At 68.4% G+C, this 13,637-nt stretch carries 10 protein-coding genes; 4 read left to right on the forward strand and 6 right to left on the reverse strand.

What is annotated here, in order from left to right; translation table 11 throughout:
- Positions 1 to 83 precede the first annotated feature (83 nt).
- From EGK63_RS08740 to EGK63_RS08750, 3 genes are all read left to right on the forward strand, one after another.
- Positions 84 to 1,055: a hypothetical protein gene (locus EGK63_RS08740; RefSeq protein WP_125900834.1), complete on the forward strand. Its 972-nt coding sequence runs from the start codon at positions 84 to 86 to the stop codon at positions 1,053 to 1,055.
- A gap of 76 nt (positions 1,056 to 1,131) precedes the next feature.
- Positions 1,132 to 1,665 (forward strand): hypothetical protein, encoded by a 534-nt coding sequence (locus EGK63_RS08745; RefSeq protein WP_125900835.1) that lies wholly within the window; start codon positions 1,132 to 1,134, stop codon positions 1,663 to 1,665.
- Positions 1,666 to 1,714: 49 nt separating this feature from the next.
- On the forward strand, positions 1,715 to 4,225 hold the full coding sequence (locus EGK63_RS08750) for a hypothetical protein (RefSeq protein ID WP_125900836.1): 2,511 nt from the start codon (positions 1,715 to 1,717) through the stop codon (positions 4,223 to 4,225).
- A 24-nt stretch (positions 4,226 to 4,249) separates the two neighbouring features.
- Here EGK63_RS08750 and EGK63_RS08755 read toward each other — a convergent pair whose 3' ends face one another.
- From EGK63_RS08755 to EGK63_RS08770, 4 genes are all read right to left on the reverse strand, one after another.
- Positions 4,250 to 5,758, reverse strand: coding sequence for a type IV secretory system conjugative DNA transfer family protein (locus EGK63_RS08755; RefSeq protein WP_125900838.1), 1,509 nt, complete (start codon positions 5,756 to 5,758; stop codon positions 4,250 to 4,252).
- The gene (locus tag EGK63_RS08760) at positions 5,755 to 7,188 is read right to left on the reverse strand and encodes a hypothetical protein (RefSeq protein WP_125900840.1); all 1,434 of its coding nucleotides are present in this window, start codon (positions 7,186 to 7,188) and stop codon (positions 5,755 to 5,757) included. Before EGK63_RS08760 ends, EGK63_RS08755 begins: the two co-directional genes overlap by 4 nt.
- A gap of 92 nt (positions 7,189 to 7,280) precedes the next feature.
- Positions 7,281 to 8,201: a hypothetical protein gene (locus tag EGK63_RS08765; RefSeq protein WP_125900842.1), complete on the reverse strand. Its 921-nt coding sequence runs from the start codon at positions 8,199 to 8,201 to the stop codon at positions 7,281 to 7,283.
- Positions 8,202 to 8,230: 29 nt separating this feature from the next.
- A complete protein-coding gene (locus EGK63_RS08770; RefSeq protein ID WP_125900843.1) occupies positions 8,231 to 8,542 on the reverse strand; it encodes a hypothetical protein in 312 nt (103 codons plus the stop codon).
- Positions 8,543 to 8,792: 250 nt separating this feature from the next.
- Here EGK63_RS08770 and EGK63_RS08775 point away from each other — a divergent pair, with 250 nt between their 5' ends.
- Complete coding sequence (locus tag EGK63_RS08775; protein ID WP_165906567.1) at positions 8,793 to 11,456, forward strand: tetratricopeptide repeat protein; 2,664 nt, start codon at positions 8,793 to 8,795, stop codon at positions 11,454 to 11,456.
- Positions 11,457 to 11,932: 476 nt separating this feature from the next.
- Here EGK63_RS08775 and EGK63_RS08785 read toward each other — a convergent pair whose 3' ends face one another.
- Positions 11,933 to 12,268 carry a PhoD-like phosphatase N-terminal domain-containing protein gene (locus tag EGK63_RS08785; RefSeq protein WP_165906568.1) on the reverse strand — a complete coding sequence of 112 codons (336 nt, stop codon included), beginning with the start codon at positions 12,266 to 12,268 and terminating at the stop codon, positions 11,933 to 11,935.
- Between the two features lie 5 nt (positions 12,269 to 12,273).
- The gene (locus EGK63_RS08790; protein ID WP_125900847.1) at positions 12,274 to 13,578 is read right to left on the reverse strand and encodes a serine/threonine protein phosphatase; all 1,305 of its coding nucleotides are present in this window, start codon (positions 13,576 to 13,578) and stop codon (positions 12,274 to 12,276) included.
- Between the last annotated feature and the right edge of the window lie 59 nt (positions 13,579 to 13,637).

Consider the following 13,637-nt stretch of genomic DNA (forward strand, 5'->3'; position numbering starts at 1 on the left):
AACCAACTGACCCATTCGATTCCTTAAGCGCCTCGAGACCGGCGAAGAGCGCCATCGGCGGCTTCGATCGACCCGTTTCAAGGATGTCTCGGGGCGCCCGCGCTCTGCTGGCGACCCTGCTTTCGCTCGCCGCTTGCAACTCGCCATCGGTCGCGAACGACAGCGATGAGACGACCTCATCGCCCGAAGGGAAGGCGGTGAGCTGGCAAGCGGCTCCGAGGCTCGAAGCGGATTCGCAGATCAGACCGGGGCCGGGCTTGTCGGCGCAGGAGCGGGCCTCCGTCATGCGCGCGGCGGGGTTCTTCAACCCGCAAGCCGACAGCCGCTGGACCTGGCGGGATCCCGACGATGCCGAGACTCTCTGCGAGGACGTATGGGCCGAGATCGAGGAAGTCCGGGATCTGAACGACGACGGCCAGTTGGAGGCCGTTGTGAAGGCTGACGGCGACCAGTGCTGGGGCATGAACCAGCATTTCGTCACGGTCCTTCATCGTACGAGCGGAGGATGGGCGTCGCTGATCGCGTTTCAGGCGCGGTTCGCCAACTACGGGTTCCATCCCCGCCCCGGCATCGCCTGGCCGGATATCGAGATCGCCAGCGGCGAGGAGACCGGGTGCGTGGATTTCCAGCGCTGGAACGGTAGCTCCTACATTGATGGCGGCGCCTCCGACGAGGGCCGGGTGTGCGCCTTGACGCCGGAGGGACGCGCGGCCGGAGGCGCGCACGCGCCAGCGGAGGGCGCCGCGGTCTTCCCGCCGATCGAGAAGGGCTACTACGCCATTGGCGTCACTTGCGCCGAAGCGGCCGCCGATCCAACCGGCGTGCTGATGTATTTGGACCAGGCGCGGGTGGCGTCGTTCGATGGCGGCTGGCGCGTCCAGGACGTCGAGGCGCTAGGCGGCGGTCGCTACCGCTTCCGGGGGGCGGACATGGTCATTACGGTCTCCAGCCGCACGACGTTCACAGACGAACACGGCGACCGCCACACCCATTGCCCGACCGGACAAATACCCCGCAGCGAGCGCGAAGACTGGGGCGACCTTTCGGGACGATAACCGCTCTAGCCCCTTGGGGCGGATGGCGGACTGCGGCCTGGCCGCAAACCTAGAGACAGGGACACGGGGAAAAATCGTGGGATCACACTACAATCGCCGAGATCGGGACGGCGACATCCTGTTCAGCGTGGCGCCGGCTCCCTATCCGGGAGACAAGGCCGCCGGGCAGATCATGATGCTGGGCGTAGGAGCGATATGCGTCGGCGTCCTGTTGCTGCTGTTCGTGGTCGGGATCGCCTTCATCGGGCTGGGGATCGCCTGGATCGTGCAAAGTCGAAAACTCAGGGCGCGATGGAGGCGGGAGAACGAAGGCCGCAAACCCAAGGACATTCTGGTCAACGCATCCGGCGTCGTGGTCGATGGCTGCGCCTATGCAGCCGCCGACATCGCGGAGTTCGTCGTGACCCATCCGGACGCCGCGACGGGAGGCCGGACGGGGGCCGCTGTCGTGGACCTCAAGAACGCCCAGATCGCCGTCAGCTATCAGGCGTGCTTGCGCCTGCGCTCGGACAGCCGTCCGATCGTCCTGGTCGACGGCCTCACTCAACAGACCGCGAGCGCGCTGGTCCGGGACATGGCCGAGGTGCTCGTCATCACGCGGAACGCGTGACGACCCCTGTCGATTGGTTCTACCTTGGCTGTTCACTGCGGAGAATCCGATGTCCGAGTTCCGCGTCTCCCTGCTTCAGTTCGGCGTCGCTTTGACGGGCGCTCTGCTATTCCTGATCGTGACCGCCGTTCTGATCCGGGGACTGCATCCGGCGTTCGAGCGCGGACTGGTCTGGTTCAGGCCGGGTTTTCAGTGGCTGGATCGCGCGCTGGCGCTTGCCGTCGCGCGGTGGGTCGGGCTGGATGAGGAAGGGCGAGCGCGCCGCTGGGGACGTCTGCTGGTCGTGCTGCTGGGGACCGGCGTGTTCGGGGCGCTGCTGCCGCCGCTGATCGGCGCGCCGGTGTTGGTTCTGGGATTGATCGCCGTGCTCGCCGTGTTCCGGCGCTGGGCCTGGGACGAGGAGGATCGAGCCGCCGGCCTGGATCCGGATCGGCGGCGGGCGCCCGGGAGCGAGGACTACAACAACGAACTCCTCGTCGCCCTGTCGGCGGTCTTCATGCTGGGCAGCCTTCTGGTCTGGAGACTGACGGGTTTGCACTTCTTCAACGCCGGCTCGGGGATCGGCGTCCTGGAGTATGTGACCTACGTCGCTTCCGAAGCTCTGGAGGCCCTGCCGATCGTCGGCAATGTCGAGGTGCTGGGCTACGACAATCCGTCCGGCGTCCAGGCCGTGCTTCCGAACGGCGGGTGGGTCGCCTTCGTTTTGCGCATGGCGCTGGACCTTCTGGTCATCGGCGGCTTGCTCCAGGCGCTCGCCGTCGCGCGCCGGATTGCGACCGGCGAGGATCTGCGGCGACACGAGGAGGCTCTGCGCGCCGCAGACACCGAGGATCGGGCCTACGCCGCGCTGGAAGCGCTCGCGGACCTGGCGCGTCGCGGCAACATCACAGCACTGGCTCAGCTTGAAGCCGTCGCGCTTCCGTTGGACGGGGGCGCGCGTCACGAGGTCTTCAAGCGCCGCGCCGCTGCGGATATGCTCCTGAACCTCTACGAGGACGGCTCCGTCGTCGGGGTTTCGGGGCTGAACGCCGCGCTCCTGACCTATGACGTCTTGATCACCCCGGAATTGCAGCGCGAGGCGCCTCTGCAGTGGGCGAAGTCGGTGGCCGCACGGGCGCACGCCGCCTACCTGCTGGGCATGCTCGCGGGGGGCGAACAGGGGCGGCGACGCCTGATCGAGGCGCGCGACGGCTTCAAGCTGGCGGCCCAGAGCCTGTCCATTCTCGAGGCGCCGCGGCTCGCGGATCGGGCGGAGCTCGGCTACTGGGCGGTTCAGGTCGAGGCGCTCCATCAGGTCGAAGCGATCCCGCCGGAGCATCCGCCGCTGCTGATCGCGGACATCCAGGGGTTCATCGACCGCATGGGGGCGGACGGGGAGGCCGAAGTCGTCGCCGAAACCCGCAGACTGGTCGCGCGGATCGGAACCTGGATGCAGTTGCGCGGCATGACGCCCCCTGCCGTATCCGCGGCGACGCCAGGCACGCCCCTGGCGCAACTGGATCAGGCCGCTGCGACCATCTTGCAATTCGGCCGCGAACCTTCGGACGACGCCCTCGAACGCCTGGATCGGACGATCCGGGATCTCGAGGCGCTTTATGCCCAAGCGCAGGTTGCGGCCGTGCGATCCGACGCCGCCCTGCGTCTCGCCCAGGCCTGGAGCGCTCGCGCCCGTGCGGTGGCTTCTTCGCGGCAGGATGCGATTGGGCAGATCGAGAGGTGGTGCGAGGCGCTTGGTCCCGAGATGGGCAAGGCGCCGCGGGTCAGGGCGGTCGTGCGGGAAATCCAGGCGAACCGCTTTGTGCTGGAGGCCTCGACCAAGCCTTTCGGGCCGAAGCGAGACGCTCTCACGGAACGGGCGATCGAGACCTATCGACAGTTGGTGAACGACCCCGACCTGAGCAACGATCCTCTTTCGAACGAGGCGCGGGCCAACATGGCGATCGCCCTTCTAAATTTCGCGGAGGGCGCTCGCCCCGACCTCGCGCGAATCCGGCTGGAGGAGGCGGCCCAACTCGCCGACAGCCTGGCTGAGACGGCGGACCCGATGGCGCGGGCGTCGGCAGCCCTCACCGCGTCGAACGTCCGGCGAGACCTCGCGCCTCTCAAACCGCAGGATCGGCGGCGTGAGGTGCTGGACCGAGCGATCCGCGACGCCCAGGCGGCGGTCGACGGCTTCGCCGGGCTGGGAAACGAGGAGGGACGGTTACTCGCCATGCGGGCGCTGGGCTTGTCGCACTTGGACCAGGCCGTGCTGGAAGGGGCCGGTCCGGAGGCGGATCGACATGCGCGCAAGGCGTTCCCAGCCTTGGAATTCGCCGTCGCGCATCTCGACCGGGATCGGAACCTGGGCCTGTGGTTCAAGACGGCGCATGCCTTTGCGGATCTGGCGACCCAACTGGGGGCGCAAGACCGCAATCGGGACAAGCTGACGAGGGCGCAGATGCTGCTGGGCGAGCTGCGTCGGCTATGCGTCGGCCCGCTGGAAGCCCAGGCGCCCTACATCGACAAGTCTTCGGCGGCCGTCGATCGGGCGCTGCTGGATTGGGGCGGCCAAGCCTGAGAGCGACGACCCGGAAGCGGGCGATCAGCTGGAGGTTGATCTGGCCCTGAGGCGCGCTAGGACTTCCGCCGGCGTGTTGGGTTCGACGACCGGCAGTGAACGCTCGAACACGCGCAGAACCGGCTTGGACCTCTGCACCGGACGAGACGGATCGTGGAAAGGATTGACATCATACAGGCCGGCGAACACCGGGTCGGCCCGGTAGTTCGGCAACCGGGCGATCACCGGCATATCTCCGGACAACTGCAGCAGAATCTCATCGTCCTCGAGGTCCAGCAACTGCTCGGGCGAGCCGAAGCCGACCAGGCGCGCCATCGACTCGGCCGCCAGCATGGTGTTGGCTCCGAAGCACTGCACAGCGCGGCAGTTGTTGACCATGGTCTGCCAATCCCGCGGGTAGAGATTCTGCAACTGGCTTGAATCCTGCCAGAAACTCCAAGTCTGCAGGCCGTAGCCGCGCATGAGGGTGATGGCCCGCCGCAGGTCGTCGAACGCCCCGAGCTGGGCGGCCTCGTCAAGGATGAACAGCGTCGATTTCGGCGGCCGGCCGCTGCGGCCTGAGATCAGCGTCATCAAGGTGTGCACCCACAGCCGCAACAACCGGCCGTGGCTTTCGAGCATGTGCGGCGGCAGCACCAGATAGATCGACAGCGGATCGCCGCGCTGCACCGCGCCCAGATCGAAGCTGGTTGTTCTCAGCGAGGGGGCGATCATTCCCGAACGCGCGATGTCGACGAGATTCTGGGAGAAGGAGAGGATCCCGCCGAGGGTCGAGACCGCGCCGATCCGGAGCATCCGGCCGATGTCGCGCGCCTCGGCGTTGCGCGAGGCCTCCAGCGCCGCCAGCACGGTGCCGCCCAGACTGCTGACGGCGTCCCGGCGTTCGGTCGCGGCGCTGTAGAGTCCGATCTCGCCGACCGCCTGGTTGACCAGGGTGCGCACGGTCTCCAGGCAGCGGCTGGCGGGCGGGAGGTCGCTCATCACGTGCAGCACCACGCCGAGGACGAACGTCGCCCCGCGTTCGCGCCAATAACCGCCGTCGCTGGCGTCTGTCTCGACATCAGGATTGGCCAGAACCGAGACCATGGCCATGGCGTCATCGACGAGCGTCGAGCTCTCCGGGTCCAGGATGTCGAGCGGGTTCAATGAGGCGGAGGGCAGGCCGGTCACGCCCATGGGGTCGATGACCGCCACCTCCTGCCCGAGTTCGCGCCGACGGCGTACGGTCATCAGGGCGTTCTCGCCCTTGGGATCGACGACGATGACCGGTCCGTCGAAGCGCAGCAGGGCCGGGACGATGCAGCCGGTGCCCTTGCCGGCGCCGGTTGGGGCGATGGTCATCAGGTGCCCCTCGCGTTCCATCAGGATAGGCGCGACCACAGCCGCCGCCGGGGCGGCGGCCGCGGCGGCTCCGAACTTGAAGCCGATCGGCTGGCGTCGGTGCCAACGCTCAAGGGACCAGCCGACAATCAGGCCCGGCTCGTCGATGCTGTCGGGCAGGGTGAGCTCGCTATCGATCGGGATCAAGCTCATGAGGTCGCTTCCTTCGGTTCCAGAATGACGAAAAGGCCGTCCATGCGTTCGCTCAGCACAGGGACGCCGTCAGCCAGCAAGGTGTCGTCGATCATCTCAACGAAGCCGTCCGGGGCCAGGGCCAAGCCGGTCGCGAAGAACCCTTGCCGGTGACAGACCACCAGCAGGAACAGCCAGCGGCCCTCGGCGTCGAAACCGGCTGGCTCTATGGCGCGGGCGTGGCCCGTGCAGAGGTCGCGCAAAAGGGCGGCGTCCGCAGCCCGGTCCGCCAAGTCCTCGAAGGATTCCGTCGGCTGGAATCGCTCCCCCTCATGGCGAACGCAGTTCATGAAGAGCCGTATGTAGTCCAACCGCGCGCCCTCGTCCTGAAGGTGCGGGCCGACGGCGTCGTTCAGCTCGTGGATCCAGGCCGAGGTTCCGTCGACGGCCAGAACCTTGTTCTCGGTCAGTACGAACGAGGCGATTCCGGTCGCGCCGCCGCTGACCCGGCCTTGGGTCTCGATCAGCATCACGCCGCCGTGGCAGCGCAGCGCCAGGGTTCGGACCCGATCGCAGAAGCCGGCCAGCGGGAAGGGCGCGCGCGCCGAGCCGACGCGGTGGTGCGCGCCGATCAGGCGCAGTACCTCGGCCGCCGCCTCGGGTTTCAGGTCAGTCCAGTCCCCAGGCATGCCGGGCGATCGGCTCCACGGCTCACGCGGGCAGCGCACGGCGTTCGCCAGCCGCGCTGCGTCCACCGGGGTCAGGGGCCAGCCTTCGTTGCGCGTCTGCGGCCAGGCGAGGGCCAGCTTGCCGGACCACACCGCGCCCGCCATGGGGGGCAGATCATCCAGTTCGCGACCGACCACCATGCGATAGGCGTCCTGGGCGGCGACATGGAAAACCGGATCCGCGGTCACGCCGTCGATGAGCATCGGAGGAAAGGGCTTTTCGCCCTGCACCGGGAGTTCGAGCTTCTGAAGCAGAGGCATAAGTTCGCTCAGGCGTGGGCCCAGCTGGGCGTTGGGAGCGATCTTCAGCAGTCGCTGCACGCGCCGGAGCTGCTGAGCGTCCCGAAGCAGGCGGTTCTTCAGCGCGCCGTCGGCCGCAGGGAGCGCCTGCATCAGCTCCGCCACATGCCCAAGGAGATAGCCGGCGACCTCGGCGTTGGGCCACATGCGCTCGGTGAGGGTGAAGAAGCGCCCGCCAAGATCAGTCGGGGTTAGAACCCGGGACGAGTTGCGCAGGGGCGCTTGAGCGACCGCCTCGGCCATCTTGCGGCACACCTTGGCTTCCTCTGCCAACGTCCTGCGCGCTTCTGCGGCGTCGCTCTCGATCGAGTCGAGAAAACTCGCGGCGAACCGGAGCGCATCGCCGGCGAGCACGCCCACGGTGTCGCCCTCTCGGCGGGCGGGATCGAGCTCCGGCGTTTGCGGAGCGGCCTTGGCGTGCATGCTTTTTTCTCCTGCCTTGGACGATATCGAGGACGCCTCGCGGACTAGGGCGCCGTCAAGGAGACGGATGCGCATGGCGGTTCCTTTCAGAGTCAGGTTCGTCCAAGGGGATTGCGGACCAGGCCCAGGCCGGAGGCGATCAGGCCCGCGCCCGCGGCGAGCAGAAGCCACGGCCCGATCTCGACCGAGATGAGCGCTTCCGCCCGGGCGGCAGCGGCTTCGCCGAGCGGGTTCATGGCCGAGAACAGGCCCAGGATCGCGGACCGCAACAGGAAGGTCAGGCCGCCCGCGAGGATGGCGGCGGCGCCCGCCGCCAGTTCCCAGGGGCGCAGCGCCGCGCCCGCCCAGGCCTGCCAGATCAGCCACAGGGCTGCGAGCACGGCCGCGAAGCGCAGGATCAGAGCGGTGTCCACGGTCTTCAGGAAGTCGACCGCGCCCAGGCCCTTGCGGACTTCGGCGCGTTGCTCCTCCAGCGATGCGATGCGGTCGCCGACGTTGCCATAGCCGTAGACGCTGTCCGGGGCGCCGGAACCGCCGCGCGCGGCTTCGGTCTTGAAGCGGGCGAGGTCGCGCTCCAGGTCGGCCAGGCGGCGCCGGCCGTGCTCGGCCTGCTCCAGGTTCAATCCCGCGGCGGTCGTGACCTTGTCCAGCCCTACTTGGGAAACCGTCAGCGCCGGCGAAGACAGGGCGGGCAGGAAGAAGGCGACCAACACCAGGATCGCCAGAGGCAAGGCCAAGGTTCCCTTGAACAGGCCGATGACCTTCTCGCCCCCGGACGACCGGGCCAGGGCCTCGACCGAAGCCGCGCCTGCGCCGACGCCGGCAAAGGCGCCCACGGCCGGATAGACGTCGCGCGCCGCGCCGCCCTCGACCTCGAAATCGACGACGGCTCCAACGGAGGCGGGCCGTTCGCCGCGCCAGTCGGCGATGACATAGCGATAGCGCTTGCCGTCGTCGCCCGTGATGGCGCCGGTCAACTCCCCGGCTGCGACGCCCAAAATCTTGCCCTTCATGGTTCTTCCTCCTGTTCGGAATTGTTGCGTCAGGCCGGTTGGGGGGCCGCCGTGAACTCCGCCAGGACGTCGTCGACCAGGCGGATGTTCTTCTGGGCTCGGCCGATCACCCACCAGCCGATCAGGGCCATGGCGATGCCCGCCGGTATGCCGAGAATGGTGAGGCAGACGAGGACGCCCGAGATGATCAGCCCCCATCCGCCCCGGACCGCTGTTCTTGACGTCTGGATCAACGCAGCCTTGACGGACGCCAGCACGTCCAGGTCTGTGGATCCGGCGCGCTTGAACGCGCCGAGCGCGGCGGATCGTTCGATCCGGTTCGGGAAAAGCGGGTTCTCCATGCCTCTCGGCCTCCGTGACAGAGCGCGCCTCTCGCGCTTTCAGGAGGTCAGCCTGGCCGGATCGCCCCGCCCGGTCCTAAAGCCGAGCTAAAGAAGTTCTGAAGTCGTCAGCCGACGCTCGCCGAGCGTTGCCATGCTGGACCGGGCTCCCGTAGGCTGCCGGATCGCAACGGGCATTCGAGGTGGGCTCATGACAGAAGGCGGTTCCGGACCGCGCCGGAGACGGCGCAGGTGGCGCTTTGCGGACGCGGTGTTCGATGAGGCCGCCTGGAGCCTGTCCGTCGCCGGCCGGCTCGTGGAGCTGGAAGGCAAGCCGCTTCAGGTCTTGCACGAACTGCTGCTCAGCGCCGGCGAGGCTGTGACGAAGGCGGAGCTCTTCGATACGGTCTGGCCTGGCGTCCATGTGGTGGAGGCCTCCCTGACCACGGCCGTGTCCAAACTCCGCGGGGCTCTAGGCGAGCAGGGAGGCGACATCGTTCAGACCCTGCCCCGGATCGGCTACCGTATAGGCGTTCCGGTCGAGATTGAGCAGTTGTCGACGCCGCTGGCGCCGCGCTTCGCCTTCGCACCGGGGGATACTGTCCCGGGCCGTCCGCAGTGGGTGCTTGAGGAGGCGTTGGGCGACAGCGGCGCGGGCGACGTCTGGCGGGCGCGTCACCAGAAGGTGGACGAGACGCGTATCTTCAAGTTCGCCGATGCGCCGGATCGTCTGCGCAGCCTGCGCCGCGAGGTCGCGCTGTTCCGACTGATGCGCAACGTGCTGGGTGATCGGCGGCCCTGCGTCGATATCCTGGAGTGGAATTTCGACGCGCCGCCCTACTTCATCGAAGCGGCGGACGCCGGACGGGACATGCGCGCCTGGGCAGGCGGCCTGGCGGGCGGGCTGACCGCCATGGCGCTGGATCGCCGGATCGCGGTCGTCGCCGACCTGGCGCGCGCCGTGGCCGCCGCGCACGGCGCCGGGGTTCTGCACAAGGATCTCAAGCCCGCCAACGTGCTGATCGAGACGCCGCCGGACGGGAATCCCGTCGTCCGTCTCGCCGATTTCGGCAGCGGCTGGCTGCTCGATCAGGCGGCGTTGGACCTGCACGGCATCTCGGGCGGCGGCTTTCCCCCGGGGGAGAACGAAGCCTCGACCCGCTCCGACACCGCCGCCTATCGCGCCCCCGAGGTGGCGCAGGGCGCCGCGCCGGGCATGGCCGCGGACATCTACGCCCTGGGGCTGATCCTCTATCAGATGATCGTCGGCGACCTGGATCGGCCGCTCGCCGCCGGCTGGGAAGGGGAGGTGGGCGATCTTCTCCTGCGCGAGGACATCGCCCTGGCCGCCGCCGGCGATCCGAGCCGACGGCTGGAGTCCGCCTCGCTGCTGGCCGAGCGGCTCGATACGCTCGAACTACGGCGCAAGGCGCGCGCCGAGGCCGAGGCGGAAGCGGAGAGGCGCGAGGCGGAACGCCGCCGCGAGGATGCGCGCGCCACTCGGCGTCCATGGATCCGGCTGGCCGTCGGGCTCGGCGCCGTGGGCCTTGCCGCGACCTCGACGGCGGCGCTGGTCGCTGTCAACCAGAGGAACGAGGCCCGGGCCCAGACGGCGGCGGCCGAGGCCAGCTACGCCTTCCTGGTGGACGACCTGCTGGGACAGGCCAATCCGCTGTCCGGTTCGGCCGCGGAGGAGACGTTGGCGGCCGCGGCGCTGCGTGCGCGCTCCACCGTCGACGCCCGCTTCGCCCGCCAGCCGGAAGTGGCTGCTGGCCTGCACCTGTCGCTGGCCACCGCCTTCGTCCAGCGTGGACAGTATGACGAGGCGCGTCGATCGTTCCGCCTGGCCGCCGCCGCCTATGAGAGGGCGGGACTGCAGGAGTCGCCCGCGGCGGCCCGCGCCCGGTTGCTGCATGCCCGGGCCGAGGCGTTGTCGGCCCAACCCGGAGGGTTGGCCGCGGCCAAGACTCTCGCCGCCGCGGAGCGTCGTCGTCTGGGCTCGGCCGCCGACAAGGGCATGCTCGGCTTCCACCTCGCGCAGGCCGAGGCGGTGATCGGCTTCTTCGAAGATCTCGACGCCTCCAACGCCGCCTTCGCGCGGGCCCTGGCCATCGCCGAAACCCGGCCGGCGGGGCTATCCGAGCGCGACGTGCTGCTGGTTCGTCAGCAGCAGGCCGTCGTGCTGATGCGCCTGGGTCGTCCAGCCGAAGCCCTTCCCCTGACGCTTCGGGTGGCGGCCGAATGGACCCAAGCGCTTGGAGCCGAGCACGCCAACACCCTGATCGCCCGTCAACATGTGGCTCAAGCTAAGCTGATGACGGGCGAGCTGAGCCAGGCCCTGGCCGAGGCCGACGCCCTGCTGCCGTTGATGGCTGATCGGTTCGGCCGGAACAGTCGCTACACGCTTGGCCTTCAGTCGACCCGCTACGAAGCCCTGGCTGCGATGGGCCGCTATGCACAGGCGGCCAGTGCTGCTGAAGCGGTCTGGAAGGGAGCGGAGATCAGCCAGGGGCCGAATGCGCATCAGACGCTCGTCGGGCTCAACGACCTCGGAGCCGTTCTGTGCCGGACTGACGACCGACGCCGAGGTCTGCACTATCTCGATCAGGCCTATCGCGCCTCTCGCGAAGGGTTCGGCGATGACTATCCCCTGACCCACGTCATTCGGTTCTATCTCGGGGAGTGTTTGGTGCTGGATCGGCGGTACGGCGAAGCGGAGCAGCTTCTGACCCAGGTCGATCGCGCGCGGGTGGGGGAACTGGTCGGCGACCCGTCCTGGGGCGTGATGTTGGACTTGGCGCTGGCCGAGATCGCTCAAGCGAAAGGCGATCAAGTCGCGCTGAATGGTCTGGCGCCGCGCCTCGCGGATTTAAAGGAAGGTGGAACTCCGCCTTTCGAACGCCGCCGTTACGCGGCAATCATGGGCGCCAGTTGATGTCAGATTCACGGTTCAGGAAAGTCAGAAACGCCGCGGTAGGGTGTTCTGAACTGGGCCTTTATACAGGAACGAACGGCTAGACTATCGGCTTGGAGTTGTTGTCAATACGCCTCGAATACGGACGCCTCGCGCGGCGAGTGCAAGAGCTTGCTGAATGACCGGGCGCTCCTCGCCACCGCCCGGTCGAAGAGATCGACCTGGTCCAGCGCATCTATCGGATGTTCGTACTCACGGTGCAGTTTGGACGGCCTTGTTGGGTTAGCGAGCTATGGTTTCTTCTCTGAGGCTCTGAAGTTCACGACGTGCGGAAGCGAAGTCGCGCTGGAAGGCCGGATCGGCTTTCAGGCGGGCGACCATGGCGGCGCCGACAAGGCGGCCGGCTCGGGTTGGCGGGCTTCAGCGCCGCCAGGGCCTGGGTCAGGCGGTCGCGGGCGGCGGGGAAGCCGTCCCAAGTGTCGGTCCAGTAGCGCGTGTCAGGGCCGCCGTCCCCGAACCGAAGTCCCGCCATCACCAGGTTCGGCGATCGTACGGCCCGAGGCGACCAGGGTGCGGAAGCTTTCGTCGGCGGCGATGTCCCAGCGTACCGGAACCGCCTCGCTCATGCCGCCCATACCGTCGGGCGCGACCGGATCGACGGCCAGTCGGGTCCAGATGACGAAGCCGTCCGGGGCGGGATCGCCGCTGGCGACGCCCAGGGGGAATACATAGGCGCCGCCTGCCTGGGCCCGACCGAAATGCAGGACGGCGGGCGCGGCGACCAGGCCGCCCAGAAGGGCGCGGCGATCCAGGCGAGGCAGTGGATGGTTCATGGCGCTTACTGCTGGACGGCGCTGCGGCTGGGACCGAAACGGGCGCGGAAGTCGTCCAGGCGGATGGTGAACTCGTCCTGGGCCAGGAACGCCTCGTCGGTCATCTGGGGCTGTTCGTTCGGCTTGTACCAGCGGGCGTAGTTCGGCTCGTCCGAGGCGTAGCGCTTGAAGTGGGTCGAATAGGTGCGGACGCGCACGGTCGGAACCTCGTCCGTCATGTCGAAGGCCATCAGCCGCAGCCAGCCGTCGCCCAGGCCCGGCGCCTTGCCCGCATCCAGCCCGGCGTCGACGGCGGCGCGGTTGCGGTCCTGATAGTCGGACAGCAGTTGATAGACGGCGCCGCCCTGGCGGTTCGGATCGGTGCGGAAGGCCTGGCCGTTGTGATGCCCGCTCAGGACCATGAAGATCTGCGGATTCCGGCTGATCAGCTTGTCCCACACGCCCTGGGCGCTGTTGTCGAAGGGGTCGAGGGCGTTGATGTCCACGACCGGATGGGCGCGGCGCTGTCCCGTCTTGTCCAGGAAGTCGTGGGTGCTGATCAGGGTCGGCAGGCCGGGGTGGGCGTGGATGACGGTCTCGGCCCATTTCAGACTGGCGTCGGAGGGGGCGAACTGCAGGCCGATGTGCAGGAAACGGTAGCCGCCGGCCTCGAATACCTGGGCGCTGTCGGCGCCGCCGTCGTGCGATCCGACGTACCAGGAGCGATCCTTGAAGAAGGGCGAGGCGGCGCCGAAGACGCGGACCCATTCGGTCAGCCCCCCGACATGGATCATGCCCAGGCGACGCAGGTCGCCCTCGGGCGCGGTCAGGTCGCGCGGCCAGGACTCTTCCCACCACTGGGCGTCATAGTCGTGGTTGCCGGGCACGGCCGAGAAAGGCAGGGCGCCGTCCAGCAGGCGATAGGCGGCGATGGAGGCGGGAATCTCCACCTCGCGCACGCCCGACGCCCATTTCGCCGGGCCCATGCCGGAGGGCAGGGCGCGGGGACTGAAGCCGCGCGCGGCGTGGTCCGGGTCGATGTCGATGATGGGATGCTGCCACACGTCGCCTACGCCGGTGGCGAAGACGATGTCGCCGCCGCGCGATGCGGCGTTGTCGGCGATGAAGCGGAACTGCTCCGTCATCATATCCCGCGCGTCGAACGGAAAGCCGGCCGCCCGCTGGCGCGTGTGATCGACATAGTTCTGAGTGTCGGGGATCACGGCGATGGTGAAACGGGCGTCGGTCGCCTGCTGGGCCAGGCTGGGGGCGGCCGCCAGCAGGCCGAGGGCCAGGACGGTCGAGCGGAACAGCTTACGCATCATCGACATGGGCGCATCTCACTCTCTTCGTATGAAAAGGGAGCGAGGCTCCGGGTCTGGCCCGAAGC

This window comes from Brevundimonas sp. 357 (genome assembly GCF_003938605.1).
Taxonomy (GTDB): Bacteria; Pseudomonadota; Alphaproteobacteria; order Caulobacterales; family Caulobacteraceae; genus Brevundimonas.